The sequence below is a fragment of the Stenotrophomonas sp. LGBM10 genome, from assembly GCF_046736075.1.
In the GTDB taxonomy this organism is placed as follows: Bacteria; Pseudomonadota; Gammaproteobacteria; order Xanthomonadales; family Xanthomonadaceae; genus Stenotrophomonas.
In genome coordinates, this window is the sequence record NZ_CP177163.1 from 754,324 (window position 1) to 772,303 (window position 17,980).

Below are 17,980 nucleotides of genomic sequence, written 5' to 3' on the forward strand. Positions count from 1 at the left end.
CGCGCCGGGCTCGGATGCGGTTTGGTATTACCTGGCGCTTTCGCAGAAGCGCTTGCGGTACTCCATTGCCTTTGGCATCAGCGCCTGCAGGTTCTGGATGCGGGTGCCCGGGTTGGGATGGGTGGAAGAGAACTCCGGCGGCGACTGCCCGCTGTTCTGCCCCATCCGCTCCCACAACGGGATCGCCTCGCGCGGGTCGAAGCACGCGGCGGCGGCGAGCATCAGGCCCACTTCGTCGGCCTGCGTCTCGTGGCTGCGCGCATACGGCAACAGGTAGCCGTAGCCCATCGCCGACATCACCATCTGTTGCTGCTGCGGGTCCATGCCACTGGCCGCGCCGGCCATCTGCCCGATCTGGGTCAGCTTCTGCTGGGCCATGCGCTGGGCGCCGTGGCGGAGCAGCGCGTGGGCGATCTCGTGCCCCATCACCACCGCCATCGCATCGGTGGTGCGCGCCACCGGGATCAATCCGGTGTACACCGCCATCTTGCCGCCCGGCAGGCAGAACGCATTGGCCTGCTCGGACTGGATGACATTCACTTCCCACTCGAAGTCGCGGGAGAAATGCGCCGGTTTGAGCCCATGCTCCTCGGCCAGCGCGGTTTCCACCACGTCGACCTTGTCGATCAGGCGCTGGGCGATCGCACGCACATCGCGCGACACCTGCAGGTTGGGGTCCACCGGGCGCTCCTGCGCCAGGATCTGCTGATAGGCCTGCAGCCCCAGCGCCTTCTCCTGGGTCGCATCAAGCGAGCTGTCGATGAGCACGCTTTCGCCGGTGTACGGGTCCACCGCGCGGTTGGAGAACCAGTAGAACGCGGCGTAGCCGGCGAAGGCCAGCAGCACCCACCAGCGGATGTTGCCGAACAATCCCGGTCGCCGGGCCCGGCCCTGCTGCTGACCGCCAAACGGATCGTTGCGCATGCTCGTGGTTCCTGGTGGGTCCGGGGCACGCCGCCCCGCGCCCGCCCATCGTAGATGGCTCAGATGCCGCGCACCAGCCGGAAGCCGATGCGGGCGCTGGTGGTGTCCGAATCCTGCGACTGGCGCCAGGCGGCGCGGGTCTGCTCGGGCGCATTGGCCCAGTTGCCGCCCCGGATCACCCGCTGGCGGCAGCCCGGGTTGAACCAGGCCACGCCGTCGGACGGGGCGCGCCGATAGCTGGCATGCCAGCAGTCGGCGACCCATTCGCTGAGGTTGCCGGCGATGTCGTGCACGCCCCAGGCATTGGGTTCGAAGGTGGCCACCGGGGCCGGCCCCCAGTAGCCGTCGCCATAACCGACAAAGGCGTTGTACCAGTGACGCCCGGACGGCGACACATCCTTGCCACCGGTGAAGTTGCCCGCGCGCGGCGGCGGCGTGCCGGCGTCGCCCCAGGGGTAGCGACCGCTGCTGCCGGCGCGCAGGACATACTCGAACTCGGCTTCGCTGGGCAGGCGGTAGGAGCGGCCGGTCTGCTCGGACAGCCAGGCGGCATAGTGCTCGGCATCGCGCACGCTGACGTGCATCACCGGCAGGTTGGCGATCGCCGGCGCGCCGTTGTAGTCCGACTGCCAGTCCACCCCACTGCGGCGCATGAAGTTGCCGCTGCGCTCGTCATACACGATCGAATGGCCACGCCGGGTTGCACGTGGCCGCGCCTTGGTCGCCTCCACGTAGCGGCGGAAGTCGGCCACGGTCACCTCGGTGATCGACAGCGCGAACCCGCGCTCGAAACGCACGTAGTGGGACGGCTTCTCGGCATCGGTGGCGCCTGGCTCGCTGTCGCCCGCGCCCATCTGGAAGCCGCCATGCGGCACCACGATCATCTGCGGGCCGCGCCCGCCATCGCGCAGCGCATCGCTGAACACCTGGCGCGGTCGGAAGCTGCCGTAGTGGGTGACCAGCTCGATGCGCTCGCGCAGCTGCACCACCACCGGATCGCCCGGCAAGGCGATCCGCAGCGCATCTTCCAGCTTCTGCCGCGCCGGCTTGAGCCCCTGCGGCGTCGCCAGGTCGCGCAGCCCCTCATCACGCAGCCGGACCAGCGTATCGGCACGGATGCGCTCGATCCGTTCGAACGCATCGGCGATGGTGATCGACGAATCGCGCACCTTGGCCGCCTCGGCCAGCCAGGTACCGGCAGCGCTGAAGTCGGTGGCGCGCGCGGCGTCTTCGGCGCGCCGGATCAACGCGCTCTCCGCAGCCGCCAGGCCCTGGCGTGCGCGCGCGTTGTCCGGGTCCAGGGCCAGCGCCTCACGGAAATTGGGAATGGCGCCATCGCCGTCTTCGCCGATGCGCCCGGCGCGCAGATCGTCCTCGCCGGCGCGGTTGTAGGCCACCACCCGCTGCGCCATCTCCACGCGGGTCTGCAACTGGCGCACCTTGGGGTCCTGCGGCGCCAGCGTCAGCAGCACCAGGGCCATCTCACCGGCCTCGGCCAGGGCCTCGCGCTGCTTCAACGGGCGTGCCAACAACGCGGTTGCCTCAACCAGCAGGCGCTGCCGCGCGCGCATCAGCCCGGCCTGCGCCTGGCGATCGGCGGGGTTGTGCTGCAACAGGCCCAGCCAGATCGGGATCGCATCGGCGGCCGTGGCGTACAGCCGCCCCTGCTCGAATGCCTGCGTCGCGTCACGGTGCGCCTTGGCCACGCCCTGCGCGTCGATCGCGACCGCCGGCGGCTCCCAGCGCTGCACGGTTTCGGCCGCGTCCTCGCCCCCGATGGTGACCTGTGCCGCCACCGGCTCACGCACTGTGGGCGCCGGCCCGGTGCCCGCCGCAGGCGGCGTGGCAGCCGGCGGCGTCGAGGGCGAGCAGCCGCTGGCCATCCCCAGCGTCAGGGCCAGCAACAACGGCAATGTGCCGGACGATCGCAAATTCGGTTCCCTGCCGCCAGGTGGTTCAGGGCCTCATCATACTGGCGCGGCCGTGCAGGGGTGCATCGCGTTATCCTCCCCACCCTGAGCAGACCCTGCAGTCGATGGAACCCCACGTGGCTTACTGGATCAAAACCCCGGCGGAACTGGATGAGCGCTACCGCCAGCGCCCCACCCGCATTGGCCTGGATACCGAGTTCATCCGCGAGCGCACGTACTGGCCGCAGCTGGCGCTGGTGCAGATGGCGGTCGGCGATGAAATCCTGCTGATCGATCCGCTGATCCCGGGCATGACCGAGGCGCTGGCGCCCTGGCTGACCGACACCTCCATCCTCAAGATCATGCACAGCGCCAGCGAAGACCTGGTCACCTTCAAGGTCGCCTGCGGCGCGCTGCCCCGGCCGCTGTTCGACACCCAGATCGGTGCGGCGCTGGCCGGGATCGGGGGCGGCATGGGCTACCAGAAGCTGGTCAACGCGATCACCGGCGTCACCCTGGCCAAGGGCGAGACCCGTTCGGACTGGATGCGGCGCCCGCTCTCCGACGCGCAGCTGGAGTACGCCGCCGATGATGTGGAGTATCTGTTCGCGCTGCACGACGCGATCGACGCCAAGCTGGGCGAGCTCGATCGTCGCCAGTGGCTGCAGGACGATGCCGAGCGCCTGCTCGCCAGCGTAGAGCACGACGAAGAGCGCTGGCCGCACGTGGCCATGCGCTCGGCGCAGTTCATGGATACGCCTGCGCAGATGCGCCTGCTGCGGTTGCTGCGCTGGCGCGATGTGCAGGCGCGCGCCAGCGACAAGCCGCGCAGCTGGGTGCTCGACAACGAGCTGGCCGCCGTGCTGGCGCGGACGCCACCGGCCGATGCCGACGCACTCGGCACGCTGATGGAGGGCTTCCCCAAGGCGCCACGCAAGCTGGCGGCACAGGTCTGGCAGGCGCTGGTCACGCCGCTGGACGACGAGGCCGAGGCACCGTTGGCATTGCCGGCCAATGACACCAACAAGCAGGCGCTCAAGCGCCTGCAGGATGCGGTCGCCGCACGCACTGCCGAGCTGGGCCTGCCCGATGGCGTGCTGGCCTCGCGCAAGCATCTGGAAAGCTATCTGGAAAGCCGCCAGTGGCCGGCCGCACTCGCCGGCTGGCGCCAGGCGCAGTTGGAACCGGCGCTCGCACCGCTGCTGCCGGCCGGGTGATCGCGCGGCACGCGCGCGTGGTCGACATCGACCACGCGCACTGCCCTGCTGCAGGCTGAATCAACCGCAGGCGGCCATGACCGCAGACATATGGGAACGCACCGTGCTGCGTGCAAGAGTGGCTTCACCGCCACCCCTGCAAGGATTCCCATGCAATCGATCCGGACACGATGGACCGTGGTTCCCTGTGGCGCGCGAGGCCTGCGCGCGTTGCTGGCGCTGGGGCTGATCCTGGCGATCGGCAACGCCGGTGCTGCCGACACGCTCGATGCGCGCATCACCACCGCCATGCAGGGCACCGCCACCCCCGCGATGGGCGTGCTGGTGATCCGCGATGGCAAGGTCGCCGACCAGGCGGTCAGCGGCGTGCGCCGCAGCGACGCCAAGACCGCAGCCACCCGCGACGACCAGTGGATGATCGGCTCCACCGGCAAGCCGATCACCGTGGCGATGATCGCACGCCTGGTCGAACAGGGCGTGCTGACGTGGGATGCCCCGTTGTCGACGATGCTGCCGGAACTGTCGGCGCAGATGCGCCCGGAGTACCGCAATGTCACCCTGGTACAGCTGCTGTCGCACCGCGCCGGCCTGCCGGAAAACCTGACCGATGCGGCCGCACTGGATGCCTTCTTCACCGACGCCCGGCCGCTGCCGGTGCAGCGCGAGGCCTATATCAAGGCTGCGTTGGCCGAGGCGCCGGTGCATGCGCCGGGTACCGAGTTCGCCTACAGCAACAGCGGCTTCCTGATTGCCGCGGTAATTGCCGAGCACGCCACCGGCAAGGATGTCGAAACGCTGATGCAGCGTGAAGTATTCGGTCCGCTGGGCATGACGGGCGCCGGTTTCGGCCCGACGCGCGGCAACCAGCCGCTGGGCCACCGCGCCGGCAAGCCGGTGAGCACCGCACCGCGCAAGGCCGATGACGGCGTACCGCCGATCTACACCGCCGCCGGCAACCTGCACATGCGCCTGCAGGACCTGGCGTTGTTCGCCATCGACCAACTGGCCGGCAGCCAGGGCAAGGGCACGCTGCTCACCCCGGCGTCCTACGCGTTGATGCAGACCGCGCAGCCGGGCAGCGGATCGGGCCTGGACTGGGGCGTGCAGCCCTCCATCGCCGGGCGCCAGGGGCCGGTGCTCGTGCACGGCGGCTCGGATGGCAACTGGCTGGCCTGGGTGGTGCTGTTCCCGGGCCAGAACAACGCCGTGATCGCCATCGCCAACGCGGCCGACGACATGGGCGCGGACAAGGCCACGATGGGCGTACTGGGCGGCCTGTTCGCCGAACTGGCACCGCCGCTGGCCGCGCCTGCCGCCAGATGAACCGGCCTGCCGCACCGCCCTGCCGCCCATGCGCGCAGGGCGGCGCTGCTCACACGTAACCGCGTGATTTCAGCAGCGCCCAACGCTCCGCACCAATGGCCTTGCGCATGGCCGGCAACGGATTCACCGCGCCGGTGTTGTCGGCCACGGCCACCACGAAATCGTCGGTGGTGACGAGCTGCGCGCGGCGCTCGGGCGCATCCAGCCACGCGGCCACCTGACGCAGCACGCGGTTGGCTGACGCCGAACTCTGGCGCAGTTCCATGTACTGGTTGTGGCGCTGGCAGACCTCGGTCAACGCCGGCTCGGTGAACCAGTGCTCGTGGGCGTCGCCCTGCACCTCGCGGATCTCGTCGGGTGCCCACAGGTAGTAATGCACCTCCTCGCCCCGCGCCATCACCTCGTCCCGATAGGATTGCCGGCCCCAGACCAGGAACGGCGGCCATGCCGAGGGGGTGTCCTCCTCGGTGAAACAGAGCAGCAGGCAGTACAGTGGTTCATCGCGCGGAATGCGCGGCAGCTGTGCCGCGATCGCGTCGATCAGCAGCCGCTCGACCTCCGCCGTGACCGTGGCCAGGGTCTCCCCCGGGCGTGGGCGCTGATACTCCAGGCGGCGCTCCCCGGTGGGACGACCCTCGGCCGTCAGGTATTCCAGAACGATCGTATCGAGCTGGCCGGCGTCGTTGTAGGTGAAAACATTCTGGCACCACCAGGTCGGCGCGCGCCGTGACCAGTTCTCGACCACCACGCGCTGCAGCTGCTCGCCCTCCCAATGGTAGGTTTCGTTGAAGCCACGCGTGTCGTCAATCAGGTCCAGACCGTGCAGGCGACCCCCGCGTTCGCGCCACGCCCACGCGGCAGTCAGGCACGCATCTTCGTCAAAGGACAGGCTGTGGCGTCCCTCCGGGCCATGCAGCCACGCGGTGCAGTTACCGTCTGCCTCGCATTCGATCACCACGCGGCCGTCCGCATCCAGGCCGTGCCGGATATGCGCACCGGGCTTGGCCTTGTCGTCGGCGACCCAGCGCGGCGTGGGGCCGCCGTGCTTCTCTTTGGAGAACGGCGGATCGAACGCCATCGAGGCGGTCGCCCAGCGCCAGCGCACCACCCGCGCCCGGCACTGCCTGATCAGCGCGCGCGCAGCGGTGGCATCGGAATACGTTGTGTGCAGCTGTTCAAGCATGGTCGAGATCCTTTCAACACGGAACATCCGCGCGGCAGCGCCGGTGCGCGATGCGGTGCGCGACCATAACATGCACCTCCGGCCGCCATCGATGCACACCGGAAACGACAACGCCCTGCGTTGGCAGGGCGTTGTCGAGGCAGGCAACAGGCAGCATCGGCACCGCGATCGCGCGGCGCCGATGCCGTGTCCACTTACCAGTTCATGTTGAGCGAAACGCCCACGGTGCGCGGTTCGTTGTACACCGCCGCCATGTAGTTCTCGATCACACCCTTGAGGTTCTTCTCATTGGTGATGTTGCGCGCGAACAGCGCCACTTCCCACGCGCCATAGTTGCCCGAGTAGCCCAGCTTCAGGCCGCCTTCGAAGCTGCCCTTGGAGTTGAACTCGGCCGAGTCGTACAGCACGAAGCTGGTGTAGCCCTGCTTGTTCCAGTCGGTGGAGACGAAGAACACATCGCTGTCGTTGACCGGCATGTCATAACGCGCGGCCAGGTTGATGTTGTACTTCGGCGCGTTCGGCAGCGGGTTGCCATTGATCTGGGCGAAGGTGTTCGCGCCGACCTTGATGGTCGGATCGTTCACCGTACACACCACGGCACCGTTGAGGGCGCACACCTGCGCATACACGCGATCGTCCTGGATTTCGCTGTGCAGCAGGCTCACACCGGCGCTCAGGCTCAGGTTCGGGATCGGGCGCAGCTCCATGTCCGCTTCCAGGCCGTAGGCCTTGGCCTTGTCGGCGTTGAACAGCACGCCGTTGCCGTCCGAATCGTTGCCGTTGAGCTGGATGTCGTTGACCACGTAGGTGAACGCAGCGGCATTCACGCGCAGGCGGTTGTCCCACAGGCTGCTCTTGATGCCCGCTTCCCAGGACAGGATGGTTTCCGAGTCCGCGGTGGTGAAGTCGGCATTGAACACCGCCGAGCGGCCCTGGATGGTCGGGCCACGGAAGCCACGCGCCACGCGCGCATACACGCTCAGCTGCGGATTGAACGCATACATCGCGCTGACGTCCCAGCTCGGCGTGGTGTCGGACATTTCCACGTCGGTGCGACCCTTGTAGGTCACCACGCCGGCGGCGGTGTCGGCGGTCTTCAGCAGGCGGGTGTGCTTCTCGTCGCGGGTCTGGCGCAGGCCGGCGGTCAGGGTGAACTTGTCGGTGACGTCGTAGCTGATCTGGCCGAACCCGGCCCACGAGGTATTGACGTTTCGCAGGCGCACCCAGTTGTTCGGATTGCGTGCATTGCCCTGCAGGAACCAGGCGCGCTGGTAGAAATCGGTGGTATCGCGGCCGTCGAAGTAGAACGCGCCGACCTGCCACTTCAGGCGGTTGTCGTCACCGTTGGCCAGGCGGATTTCCTGGGTCCACTGGTCCAGATCACGGATCTGGCCCATCGACTGGCCGTAGCCGTTCGGCATGCCATTGACCGGATAGTTCACCGCCGCGCCGCCGTCGGTATCACCACGGCTGTAGCCGGAGGTGGTTTCGTAGGCGGTGATCGAGGTCAGCGACACGTTGCCGAAATCGTAGACCGCCTTGATCGAGCCGCCGTAGGTCTTGTAGGCCTGCGGATTGTTGCCGGCTTCGTCGTAGGCGACCTTGTCGCGCGGCACGTCGGTCTTGTTGGAACCCTTGGTCAGCGCGCTGCGCAGGAACAGGGTGGACGTGCCGTCGTAGTCGCGCGCATGCGCCGAGGCCAGCAGCGAGAAGGCGTCGCTGGGCTGCAGCAGCAGCTGGGCACGCACGTTGCGGTCGTCGAAGCCGCCCATCGCATTCTTCTTCGGCGACACCGTGCCATCGGCACTGGGACCGGTGTAGGTGTTGTCGACGTAATCATCGCGGTGCTGGTACAGCGCCGAAACACGGAACGAGGCGATGTCGTTGATCGGGCCGCCGAAGCCGCCGTCCACCGCAACGCTGCCGTAGGTGCCGTAGCTGGCCTGCACGCGGCCGCTGTAGTCCTGGCTCGGCTTGATGCTGTCGAACTTGACGATGCCGGCGGTGGTGTTGCGGCCGAACAGCGTGCCCTGCGGGCCACGCAGCACTTCGACCTGGTCCACGTCATAGACCGGGTTGGACTTGAGCACCACGTGCTCCAGCACCACGTCGTCCTGGATGATCGACACCGGCTGCGAGGCACCCAGGTAGAAGTCGATGTTGCCCAGACCCCGGATGTAGAAGCGCGGGAAGATGCGGCCGGTGGTGGTTTCGGCATAGAAGCTCGGCACCTTGCCCGACAGCGCCAGCAGCGTGTCGTCGCCGCCGGCGGTGTAGTCGCGCATGCGCTCGCCCTGCACCACGCCGACGGACACCGGCACCTCCTGCAGATTGCGCTCGCGGTGATCGGCGGTCACGGTGATCGCGTCGAGCGAGGTCGGGCTGGCGTCCTGGGCCGAGGCGGCGCCGGCCAGGCCAAGCAGCGAGGCGGTGGCGCAGGCCAGCGCGAGCGCATGGCGGCGCGGCAGCGAACCGGGTGCGGCGACACGGCGCGGGGAATGACGCAGGGACACAGAGGTGGTGCGATTGACAGGCATGCAGGGGTCTCGGGCAGTACTGAACTGAGTGGCGTGCGGCGCACGCAGGAAAACAACAACAGCACCGCTGGTTGCGCAGCGATGCGGCACGATATTGCGCGGATGTTGCAGGTTGTTTTCAGGGCGATGCGGGGGACGGCCGTCCATCCCCGACCCTGATCGGTTGGCTGCTGCCAGGATGCGTGGCGCGGATTATGCCCGGCGCGCGCCCGGTCCGGAAGGACAGACCTTGGCCGGAGACGCCCTTCCCGCCACGCAAGGCCCCCTTTGCAGCCCTGACGTGGCAGCGCTACACTAGCCCCGTCGCGTGGTTCACCGGCTCGGCCGGTACCATGTGGATCGCAGCATCCGTGGGGCCATAGCTCAGCTGGGAGAGCGCGTCGTTCGCAATGACGAGGTCGGGAGTTCGATCCTCCCTGGCTCCACCACTATTCAACAAGAAACCCCGGGAACACGGTTCCCGGGGTTTTTTTGTGTCCTGCGCGGTACCGGCGGCGGATTACTCCGGCGCCTGGTCCTGCCGCGTCGGGCGCCGCGTATTGGCGTCGTGCACCTGTTGATCGTGCTGGCCCGGCCGCTGCTTGGCGGTTTCGTCCTGCTTGCGATCCTGCTGGCTTTCCTGGATGCCCTGCTGGTCATCCTTTCGCGGTTGCTGCGTGCTGCTCATGGTCGATGCTCACGGTGGCAGGCCCGGCAGGGCCCGATGGCACCAGCGTGGCGGTTCGGCCGTGACGCGCATGTCACCGCAGGCGCGGCAACCGGTTCGACGCCGGTTGCCGCACGCCGGCTTACTGCGCGTGAAGCACGTCCAGCACGTCGCCGGTGGCAGGATCCACCTTCAGTCGCACCTCGTTGGTCACCACGCCGCCGAAGGCGTTGGTGCCGCGGAACGTGGTGTCCACCAGCACGAAGGTCTCGGTGGGATCGACCCGGACGCGATGACGCGTGCTCACGTGCTTGTAGGAATCCGGATTTTCCATCGTGGATTTGATGAACGCATCCACCTTGTAGCTGGATCCGTCCCACGCGCTGAACTGGCTGCGCACCTTGAAGTAGTCGTAGCGCGACTTCTCGGCCACGAACTTGGCCGGGTCATGCTTGAAATCGTTCAGGCACCAGCCCAGCGTATCGGCCGCCTTGAGCTCGCCGTCCTTGCTGCCGATGTAGTCGCCCAGGCAGAGGTAGAACGCCTCGCGCGAGGCCTCGTCCACGCCATTCATGGCCGCATAGCTTTCGGCGAACGTGCGCGCCTTGGCCGGACCGGTCTCAGCGATCTCCTTCAACGTCTTGTCCTTGGACGCCTCGAACGCGCGGCCGGCCTTGCGTGCGTCACGCTCGGCATCCTGCTGCGCCCGTTCGGCGTCACGCGCCGTGACCTGCTGCGCCCGTTCGGCCTCACGCGCTGCGGCCTGCTCGGCCTGCGCCGGGGTCAGCTCGACCGGTGCCGCGGGTTTGATCAGGCCCGCGATGGCCATCACGATCAAGGCCGCCAGGAACGCCGCCAGCGCAGCCACCAGGCCCGCGCCGTGGCGGACCAGACTGGACTTGCCTGCCAGTACTTTCGCGGCGATCAGGTACCACGCCGCCGCACCCAGACCCAGCGCCACGATGAAAATCAGAAATCCCATGCTTCCCCCCGCTCCTTGTAGTGATTCACGGGATTTTCGCATGGTCATCGCGCCCGGCATAGCACTGCGGGCGCGCCCCCCCGGCACCAGATCCGGACGTCACTCCAGCGCGATCACCAGCTTGCCGAAATTGCGCCCCTTGAGCAGACCGAAGAAGGCCGCCGGCGCGTTGGCCAGCCCCTCGACGATGTCCTCGCGGTACTGCACGCGGCCGGTCTTCACCCAGTCGGTCATGTCGGTGAGGAACTGCGGGAACAGTGCGTTGAAATCGGACTGGATGAAACCGCGCACGGCCAGGCGCTGGCGCAGCACGCGGCTCATGAAGCCCGGCAGGCGGTCCGGCCCGGGCAGCACCGCATCGCGTGCGTTGTAGGTGGCGATGGTGCCGCAGACGGGAATCCGCGCGAAGTCGTTGAGCAGCGGCACCACGGCCTCGAACACATGCCCGCCGACGTTCTCGAAATACACGTCGATACCGTTGGGCACCGCCTGCCGCAACTGCTCGGCAAAGTCCACCGCGCGGTGGTCAAGCGCCACATCGAAGCCCAGCGTCTCCAGGTAGCGACGCTTCTCCTCGCCGCCGGCGATGCCCACCGCGCGTGCGCCCTGCAGCTTGGCGATCTGCCCGACCGTGGCACCCACCGGGCCACTGGCTGCGGCCACCACCAGGGTCTCGCCTGCCTGTACCCTGCCGATCTCGCGCAGCCCGGCATAGGCGGTGAACCCCGGCATGCCAAGCACGCCGAGCGCGGTACTGGGCGGCAGGCCGTTGTCGTGCAGCGTGCGGGTCACACGATCACCGTCAATGACCGCGTGGGTCTGCCAGTTGCCGGGCGCGAGCACCCGGTCGCCCACCGCAACGCCGGGGTGGTTGGAGGCGAGCACATCGGACACGGTGCGCCCTTCCATCACCGCATCCAGCGCGACCGGTGGCGCATAGGACGGCCCTTCTTCCATGCGACCGCGCATGTAGGGGTCCAGCGACAGGAAGCGGTTGCGCAGCAGCACCTGGCCGGCGGCTGGTGCCGGCACCGGCACGTGCTCCAGGCGGAAGTTCGCTGCCACCGGTTCGCCGCGGGGACGCGACGCCAGCACGATGCGGGCGTTGGTGAGGTCATTCATCGGCACACATCTCCACACGGATGCAAACGGAACCCCGACAGTAAGCGCTGCCGCCGTGCACGGGGGGTGGGGTAAAACAGCGTTCCACCGGTGCTGCGCCGGAAATCCGTGGCGCGCCTTGTGCGGCGGGCATCGGCCCTTCCGGTGGCGCTACAGCATTCCAGTGGCGCATCATCGCGCCATGCGCCGTTTCCCCGCCTCCCTCCGTCGCCACCTGCGCCGTTACCTGCTGCTCGCGCTGATGTCGGCCACCACCGTGTTCGGGCTGGCGTGCTGGGCCGTGCTGACCACCGAGCCGGGCTGCCTGCTGGCGCAGGGCCACTGGTCTTCCGGTGCGCGGCAGTGCTACACCCGGCTGTGCCTGCTGCAGGGCGATTGCGGCCAGATGGCGTCGCCGATGTCGCACTGCGGGCGCGTGCACGCCGGCGACAGCCGCGGGCGCGTGTATTTCGAACTGGGCAACCCCTTGCCGGGCGCCGGCAACACCGCCTCGTGGACGGCCGACAAGGTCGGCGGCGGCGAGATCCGCGCGCGCTTCGAGGACGACCGGCTGGTCCACCTCGCCTGTCCGGTGCGGCCCTGAGCGACGCGCGTCGCTAGCCCGGCGCGTCCGTGCCCTGCCGCGCCCGGCGCCATTGCAGTGGCGTCATGCCGGTTTCGATCCGGAACATGTAGTTGAACGCCGATGCCGACGCGTAGCCGAGTTCGTGCGCGATGGTGGTCGGCGAGCGCCCCTGCACCAGCCCCTCCATCGCGCGCAGCAGGCGCAGGCGCGTTCGCCACGCGCGGACGCTCATACCGGTCTCGCGCTCGAAGTGACGCGCCAGGGTACGGGCGGAGGTGCCCATCTGCAGCGCCCAGGCCGGCAGGTCGCGCGCATCACCGGGCTGGTCGTACAACCGCTGGCACCACCGTTGCAGCCGCGCGTCCTGCGGCCACGGCAGGTGCAGGACGTGGCGCGTCTGGCGGGGCAGCTGCAGGCAGATCACCTGGGACAACGCGCCATAGCAGACCGGATCGTCCTCGGCGCGGGTACGCCCCAGCTCGACGATCAATGCGCGCAGCAACGCCGATACATCCAGCACCACGCACTGGTCGGGCATGCCCGGCGCGGCGCCATCGGCGACATACAGATTGCGGAACGCGGCCGCACTCAAGGCGCCGGTGTGATGCACGGTCGACGTCGGTACCCACAGCGCCTGCTGCGGCGTGATCACGTGGCGCGCATGCGCGGCGGTGACCTGCAGTACGCCTTCGGTCGCAAACACGAGCTGGTTCCAGCCGTGCGCATGCGGCGGGAAGCGCTCGCCTGCGGCCAGTTGCTGGCTGCGCGCCACCACCGGCCACGGCAAACGACGCAGCGGTGGCACCGGCACGTCGCGCCAGGGCGTGGAGCGGGCCGGCAGGGAGTGTCGCTTCATCGACATGATGCGTCATTCTATCGAAAGACAGCCGGCGCGATGTCGCCGAGGATGGCGTTGCCCCCGTCCCCGAGTCCATCCACCATGCCTCTGGCCTCTTCAATCCGCCCGCCGTCACTGCAGCCGTGGCAGGTCATCGCTGCCGGCATCTGTGCGCTGGTGCTGACCGTCGGCCTGGCCCGCTTCGCCTACACGCCCCTATTGCCACTGATGCGGGCCGACGCCGGCTTGAGCGCCGCGCAGGGCGGCTGGCTGGCGACGTTCAACTACCTGGGGTATCTGCTCGGCACGCTGCTGGTGGCCCGCGTCGGCGACCCGCAGCACCGGTTCCGCCTCTACCGGACCGGACTGCTGCTGGCGGTAACCGCCACCGCGCTGATGGGCTGCACCACCCAGCCCTGGCTGTGGAGCAGCCTGCGCTTCATCGCGGGCATGTCCAGCACCGCCGGGCTGCTGCTGGCCTCCGGCCTGGTGTTGAACTGGCTGCTGGGGCAACGCCGCCGCCCGCAGCTTGGCCTGCACTTTGCCGGGCTCGGACTGGGTATCGCCGTATCCGGCCTCGCTACCGCGCTCCTGGCCGGGCATGCCGGCTCCAGCGGGCAATGGCGCTGGCTGGGGCTGCTCGGCGTGGTCTTTCTGGTGCCGGCATGGCGCTGGATGCCGGCGCCCACCGCGCCATCGGCGGCAGACGTCGCCAACGCCCCCCCGCCCCCGTCGCGGCGCTGGCGCATGCTGCTGGTGGCCGCGTACTTCTGTGCCGGTTTCGGCTTCGCGGTCGGGGCAACGTTCATCGTCGCCATTCTCGAACAGACCGCCGCCTACCGTGGGCACGGCAGCGCGGTGTGGACACTGGTCGGGCTGGCGGCGGTACCGTCCACGTTCCTGTGGGACCGGCTGGCCGCGAGCGTCGGCATGATCCGCGCGCTGTTGGCGGCGTTCGCCCTGCAGGCGCTGTCGTTCGTACTGCCACTGCTGGACGACGGCCTTGGCGCGGGCATGGGCAGCGCGCTGCTGTTCGGCATCACCTTCGCCGGCATCGTCAGCCTCACGCTCACCGTGATGGGTCGCCAGTATCCGCGGAATCCCGCCGCGGCGATGGCGATGTTGACGCTCAGCTACGGCGTGGCGCAGATCATCGCGCCCGCCCTGGCCGGCATGCTCGCCCGCGACAGCGGTTCCTACCGCGCGTCGCTGCTGCTGGCCGCGATCATGATGGTGATCGGCATCGTGCTGCTGGCCTGCATGCGCGAGGCCGTGCAGGACCCTCAGCAACAAATGTGAAATTTTTTTGATGAAAGGCTTGCCGAACCTCTCAGACCTCCGTATTATTCGCGTCCTCGCCAGCGGCAACGCAGCGATGAAGTGGCCGAGTAGCTCAGTTGGTAGAGCAGGGGATTGAAAATCCCCGTGTCGGCGGTTCGATTCCGTCCTCGGCCACCATTATTCAAAGGGCTCGCAGAAATGCGAGCCCTTTTCTTTTGCCGGTTGCACGGAATTTGCACGGATCATTGGGGGCAAGGGGCACGCAGCTAAAGCGGACCCGCGTCCTCGACCGTAGCGAGGCAATCCGAGAGCTTGGCCACGAGCAAGCGACCACCGGCCACCGTGCGCCTGGCCCTATCGTTGAGGTACGCGGCTTGGAGTCGGCCGGGTTCCGCTACTGCCACGGCGTCGAAGCTATCCGGTCTCCCCCCGCAGAGGCTCTCCTGGTGAGGCGAGTCCGCCAGCAAGCACCTGCACCACACCGCTGCTGCGCCGCCAGCGTCCTTGGCGTAAGCCGTAGCCATCATCCGGCCGTTCTGCGGAGACCAGCCACCCAGGACTATCTCTGTGTGCAGGTCGCTTTGCGGGATCCCTGCCCTATCTGCGGCCTCCACGTACGCTGGCTACACATTGTCGATCACCAGCCCCAGCTCGGCCATGAGTTGCTCCATTTTGAAGTCCGCCCGAAAGCTGGCCTGCAGGCACAGCTCGTAGATCCTCAAGAAGTACTGGGCGGAGCCCGGCAGGCCAGCACGAGGTTGCGCTGGGGGATGAGCAAGAGCTTTGCACCTTTCGACTGCTCCCCCGTAAGCGCGTCCTCCGCGAACGTATCCACGGCAACCAGAAGTCTGTCGGGGCGTACCAAGACGTTAAGGGTGCTCATGGGGTATGGGGCAGGTCCAGGGCCAGACGCCACTATCGCGAGCTGGCGCCCCCTTCGTCTACGCCCCGGGAGGTGGCGCTTCGGTCGTCCCTAGTTGTTGGATCGGGAACTTGTGTCTGGCGTACTTGGCGAGAACCTCGGCCCGCAACCGGTCTTGGTGGCGCGCAACCCATAGCTCGGCGACTATGATTCCGCTGTTGTAGCTCTGGCAGGGCCTCTTATGCCGGCGTTCCCACTGCACGTCCAGCTCTGCGAACCATGCCCCGTTGTCCACCCTCTGGTGCAGCCTGACAACCCATTGCGCCCGGTGCCGGATCACGTCCGGCGTGCAGTTTGGGTTTGGGAGGGACATCGCCCATTCGAAGTCGTGAGGAAGCATGCCCGGAAGGATACGGCCGAGAGTCGCAGATCCTGCGAAAGTGGCGGCAACCTGCCTGAATCGTTCGACGAACGAATTGTTAAGCGCTGCATCGGCGATCTGACGAAATCGCCAACCTGCCTAAATCGCGCTGAGTGCCTACCGCTGCTTGAACGCCTCGGGCTTAGCCCGTCCTCCAGCAGTTCCGGGAACAGCAGTCCTCCTGCAAATCGGATCTTGTCCTGCTTAAATGGCATTAACCTGCACCTACGTTGACGGCCTGCATTTTTGCAATTAGCCTGCAACCTCATCCAGCGAAGGTAGACTCATGACCACCGGGCTTGAACGCATCATTTCCAACCACGAGCAGTCCTTGGAAGAAGGATTTGTCGCATCGGTCAACTTCAAGTACCGGTCCTACGCGGTAACCAACCTGCGAGGGGGCATCGGTAAATCGACGCTATCGTTCAACTTGGCGTGGATGTTCAGCCGAACGAGTCCGACCCTCGTAGCGGACCTCTGTCCTCAGCGGAATCTGACCGAAGCGATCATGCGTGGGCAGAAGGCGGAAGTTTCTATCGGCGATGCGCTGCGGCCGAAAGTTCTCGGCCCCGCCTTCGGCGACGTACCGGACGACATCTCGTATCGCATTAGCGCATACAACGATCACTTCAAACTGGGCAAATCAAGTTTCTTTGTGCCAGGCGATGGCGATCTTTTCGCATTCCCGTCCGCTCTCTATCAGCAGTTGCAGCAGGCAATGGCCGCCAACAACAAGAAGGCCGTACGTAACATTTTGCTGAGCTTGCGCGACGTTCTTGACGCCGAGGCGAAATCAAAGAGCTGCGATAAGATACTGATGGACTGCAGCCCATTCTATGCAGGCGGCACTCACCTAGCGTGGTGTGCTGCCGACGCATTGATCATCCCAGTTCGTGTGGATGAGCATTCGATTGACTCGTTGGACATCACACTTCGGATGCTGGCGGACCCCAACAGCGACTACAACGTCTGGGCTGAGCGTGCAGGCGGAATGACAACGCCTCGTGTTGCCGCCATCGTGATGACTATGGTTGGCGCACGGAGTCCGAAGAAAGGGGTCAAGGACCGCGCATCTCAGATGTACGTCGAGCGCGCATATGCGACGGCTGAAAAATATGACAGCCTCTTCGATGAATTGGACCCAGCAGATGCGTTTGTGATCACAGACGACTTTATGTCCGCCGGGCGTATCAGCGGTGCCGAGGGAATTCCGATCCCGAAGTTGAAGGTGAATCAATTCCACACAATCGGCGGCAATCGGCTCCAAGTCAACCAGTCCCAGACCAAGTACAAGAAGGAACTGGAGTACCTGACCCACGTCCTGTAACCCGCGAAGACTGTCACTGGCTTCCTCAATTGCTCGGCTCGCCGTGAGAAGGATGGAGAAACGAAAGTCGCGGCGCTCCCGTGTGCGGCCCACTGTCCCAGGCAGAGTTGGCTCCTAGTCGATTCTGCTTGGAGCCAGCCCGGCGTACTGCACCAGATGTGTCCGTAGCGTAATAGCTCTTCCGGGCCCGTTGGTTGAAGAGAAAGCGGGCGCCCCGCTCTCGGCCGCCTGCCTCTGGGAAGACACCAACCCGCCGACACCTCGGCACCTTCACCGTCATCTCCGGTGACAGCAGCGGCGTGTCGGCGGACATGCACGACCGTATGCCGGCGTGGCTGGACCCCGGCCAAGCTGAAGAGTGGATCGCGGCCGACGCCGACGCGGCAATGGCGATGCTGCTGGCCAGCGAGCCGCCCGCGATGGAGGCCTACCGCGTCAGCCGTGCCGTGAACACGCCCCGCAACAACCGCGCGGATCTGCTCGCGGCCGTGGCTTGAGCGGCTACAGAGGCGGCGGAAGCCTCGGCGGCGCGCTCGCCTCGAACACGGCGTCGGTCGCCGCCTTGATCATGGCCATGAGCTTCCACCCGGGCTCCACGGTCTCCTCGCCGGTGACGGGGTGCTTCACGGTGTAGTCCCCTGCCAGCAGCTCGCTGATCCTTGCCGGTAGCCTTCCGAGAAAGGTCCGCTCCAGGACCGTGCCGTCGGACTGGGTGGGGATCTTCTCGAAGTGGAAGGTCACCGGCCCGTCGTTCGTGTACGGACTCCAGTCGATACCGATGCGAGGCGCGATCGCCTCGACCTTCGTGCCGAACTGCTCGCTCTCGCTGATTGCTGCCACGT

Annotated in this window: 15 protein-coding genes and 2 tRNA genes; 8 read left to right on the forward strand and 9 right to left on the reverse strand. The window is 67.1% G+C overall.

Annotated features, from left to right (window positions below; translation table 11 throughout):
- Window positions 1-27: 27 nt before the first annotated feature.
- Both ACLB90_RS03110 and ACLB90_RS03115 read right to left on the reverse strand, forming a co-directional pair.
- A complete protein-coding gene (locus ACLB90_RS03110) occupies window positions 28-924 on the reverse strand; it encodes a M48 family metallopeptidase (protein ID WP_411851578.1) in 897 nt (298 codons plus the stop codon).
- 59 nt (window positions 925-983) lie between these two features.
- The gene (locus ACLB90_RS03115; protein WP_411852686.1) at window positions 984-2,807 is read right to left on the reverse strand and encodes a formylglycine-generating enzyme family protein; all 1,824 of its coding nucleotides are present in this window, start codon (window positions 2,805-2,807) and stop codon (window positions 984-986) included.
- Between the two features lie 164 nt (window positions 2,808-2,971).
- Here ACLB90_RS03115 and rnd point away from each other — a divergent pair, with 164 nt between their 5' ends.
- Together rnd and ACLB90_RS03125 are read left to right on the forward strand one after the other, a co-directional pair.
- Window positions 2,972-4,051 carry a ribonuclease D gene (gene rnd, locus ACLB90_RS03120; protein ID WP_411851579.1) on the forward strand — a complete coding sequence of 360 codons (1,080 nt, stop codon included), beginning with the start codon at window positions 2,972-2,974 and terminating at the stop codon, window positions 4,049-4,051.
- 150 nt (window positions 4,052-4,201) lie between these two features.
- Window positions 4,202-5,374, forward strand: coding sequence for a serine hydrolase domain-containing protein (locus ACLB90_RS03125; protein ID WP_411851580.1), 1,173 nt, complete (start codon window positions 4,202-4,204; stop codon window positions 5,372-5,374).
- A 49-nt stretch (window positions 5,375-5,423) separates the two neighbouring features.
- Here the strand turns inward: ACLB90_RS03125 and ACLB90_RS03130 are convergent, their stop codons facing one another.
- Both ACLB90_RS03130 and ACLB90_RS03135 read right to left on the reverse strand, forming a co-directional pair.
- Window positions 5,424-6,557, reverse strand: a complete 1,134-nt coding sequence (locus tag ACLB90_RS03130; RefSeq protein ID WP_411851581.1) for a hypothetical protein — start codon at window positions 6,555-6,557, stop codon at window positions 5,424-5,426.
- 194 nt (window positions 6,558-6,751) lie between these two features.
- A complete protein-coding gene (locus ACLB90_RS03135; RefSeq protein ID WP_411851582.1) occupies window positions 6,752-9,094 on the reverse strand; it encodes a TonB-dependent receptor in 2,343 nt (780 codons plus the stop codon).
- 352 nt (window positions 9,095-9,446) lie between these two features.
- Between ACLB90_RS03135 and ACLB90_RS03140 the strand changes: the two genes are divergently transcribed.
- Window positions 9,447-9,522 (forward strand) — tRNA-Ala (locus ACLB90_RS03140).
- Between the two features lie 71 nt (window positions 9,523-9,593).
- Here the strand turns inward: ACLB90_RS03140 and ACLB90_RS03145 are convergent.
- The 3 genes from ACLB90_RS03145 to ACLB90_RS03155 form a co-directional block, all read right to left on the reverse strand.
- Window positions 9,594-9,761 (reverse strand): hypothetical protein, encoded by a 168-nt coding sequence (locus ACLB90_RS03145; RefSeq protein WP_017355238.1) that lies wholly within the window; start codon window positions 9,759-9,761, stop codon window positions 9,594-9,596.
- A gap of 121 nt (window positions 9,762-9,882) precedes the next feature.
- Window positions 9,883-10,722, reverse strand: a complete 840-nt coding sequence (locus tag ACLB90_RS03150) for a hypothetical protein (RefSeq protein ID WP_411851583.1) — start codon at window positions 10,720-10,722, stop codon at window positions 9,883-9,885.
- A gap of 99 nt (window positions 10,723-10,821) precedes the next feature.
- Entirely contained in the window at window positions 10,822-11,844 is a 1,023-nt protein-coding gene (locus ACLB90_RS03155) for an NADP-dependent oxidoreductase (RefSeq protein WP_411851584.1), read from the reverse strand.
- Between the two features lie 181 nt (window positions 11,845-12,025).
- Here ACLB90_RS03155 and ACLB90_RS03160 point away from each other — a divergent pair, with 181 nt between their 5' ends.
- The gene (locus tag ACLB90_RS03160; protein ID WP_411851585.1) at window positions 12,026-12,427 is read left to right on the forward strand and encodes a hypothetical protein; all 402 of its coding nucleotides are present in this window, start codon (window positions 12,026-12,028) and stop codon (window positions 12,425-12,427) included.
- Window positions 12,428-12,440: 13 nt separating this feature from the next.
- Here the strand turns inward: ACLB90_RS03160 and ACLB90_RS03165 are convergent, their stop codons facing one another.
- On the reverse strand, window positions 12,441-13,265 hold the full coding sequence (locus ACLB90_RS03165; RefSeq protein WP_411851586.1) for an AraC family transcriptional regulator: 825 nt from the start codon (window positions 13,263-13,265) through the stop codon (window positions 12,441-12,443).
- An 84-nt stretch (window positions 13,266-13,349) separates the two neighbouring features.
- Between ACLB90_RS03165 and ACLB90_RS03170 the strand changes: the two genes are divergently transcribed.
- From ACLB90_RS03170 to ACLB90_RS03185, 4 genes are all read left to right on the forward strand, one after another.
- Complete coding sequence (locus ACLB90_RS03170) at window positions 13,350-14,546, forward strand: YbfB/YjiJ family MFS transporter (protein ID WP_411851587.1); 1,197 nt, start codon at window positions 13,350-13,352, stop codon at window positions 14,544-14,546.
- An 83-nt stretch (window positions 14,547-14,629) separates the two neighbouring features.
- A tRNA-Phe gene (locus ACLB90_RS03175) sits at window positions 14,630-14,705 on the forward strand.
- A gap of 1,392 nt (window positions 14,706-16,097) precedes the next feature.
- On the forward strand, window positions 16,098-17,138 hold the full coding sequence (locus ACLB90_RS03180; protein ID WP_411851588.1) for a ParA family protein: 1,041 nt from the start codon (window positions 16,098-16,100) through the stop codon (window positions 17,136-17,138).
- A 299-nt stretch (window positions 17,139-17,437) separates the two neighbouring features.
- On the forward strand, window positions 17,438-17,635 hold the full coding sequence (locus tag ACLB90_RS03185) for an SOS response-associated peptidase family protein (RefSeq protein WP_411851589.1): 198 nt from the start codon (window positions 17,438-17,440) through the stop codon (window positions 17,633-17,635).
- A 4-nt stretch (window positions 17,636-17,639) separates the two neighbouring features.
- Here ACLB90_RS03185 and ACLB90_RS03190 read toward each other — a convergent pair whose 3' ends face one another.
- Window positions 17,640-17,978 carry a hypothetical protein gene (locus ACLB90_RS03190; RefSeq protein ID WP_411851590.1) on the reverse strand — a complete coding sequence of 113 codons (339 nt, stop codon included), beginning with the start codon at window positions 17,976-17,978 and terminating at the stop codon, window positions 17,640-17,642.
- Window positions 17,979-17,980: the final 2 nt, after the last annotated feature.

Bases quoted from the DNA above. Each gene is read 5' to 3' on its own strand.
- ACLB90_RS03155 (WP_411851584.1), bottom strand. From the start codon at position 11,844: ATGAATGACCTCACCAACGCCCGCATCGTGCTGGCGTCGCGTCCCCGC.
- ACLB90_RS03180 (WP_411851588.1), top strand. From the start codon at position 16,098: ATGACCACCGGGCTTGAACGCATCATTTCCAACCACGAGCAGTCCTTG.
- ACLB90_RS03170 (WP_411851587.1), top strand. From the start codon at position 13,350: ATGCCTCTGGCCTCTTCAATCCGCCCGCCGTCACTGCAGCCGTGGCAG.
- ACLB90_RS03150 (WP_411851583.1), bottom strand. From the start codon at position 10,722: ATGGGATTTCTGATTTTCATCGTGGCGCTGGGTCTGGGTGCGGCGGCG.
- ACLB90_RS03110 (WP_411851578.1), bottom strand. From the start codon at position 924: ATGCGCAACGATCCGTTTGGCGGTCAGCAGCAGGGCCGGGCCCGGCGA.
- ACLB90_RS03115 (WP_411852686.1), bottom strand. From the start codon at position 2,807: ATGGCCAGCGGCTGCTCGCCCTCGACGCCGCCGGCTGCCACGCCGCCT.
- ACLB90_RS03145 (WP_017355238.1), bottom strand. From the start codon at position 9,761: ATGAGCAGCACGCAGCAACCGCGAAAGGATGACCAGCAGGGCATCCAG.
- ACLB90_RS03135 (WP_411851582.1), bottom strand. From the start codon at position 9,094: ATGCCTGTCAATCGCACCACCTCTGTGTCCCTGCGTCATTCCCCGCGC.
- ACLB90_RS03125 (WP_411851580.1), top strand. From the start codon at position 4,202: ATGCAATCGATCCGGACACGATGGACCGTGGTTCCCTGTGGCGCGCGA.
- ACLB90_RS03160 (WP_411851585.1), top strand. From the start codon at position 12,026: ATGCGCCGTTTCCCCGCCTCCCTCCGTCGCCACCTGCGCCGTTACCTG.
- ACLB90_RS03165 (WP_411851586.1), bottom strand. From the start codon at position 13,265: ATGAAGCGACACTCCCTGCCGGCCCGCTCCACGCCCTGGCGCGACGTG.
- ACLB90_RS03130 (WP_411851581.1), bottom strand. From the start codon at position 6,557: ATGCTTGAACAGCTGCACACAACGTATTCCGATGCCACCGCTGCGCGC.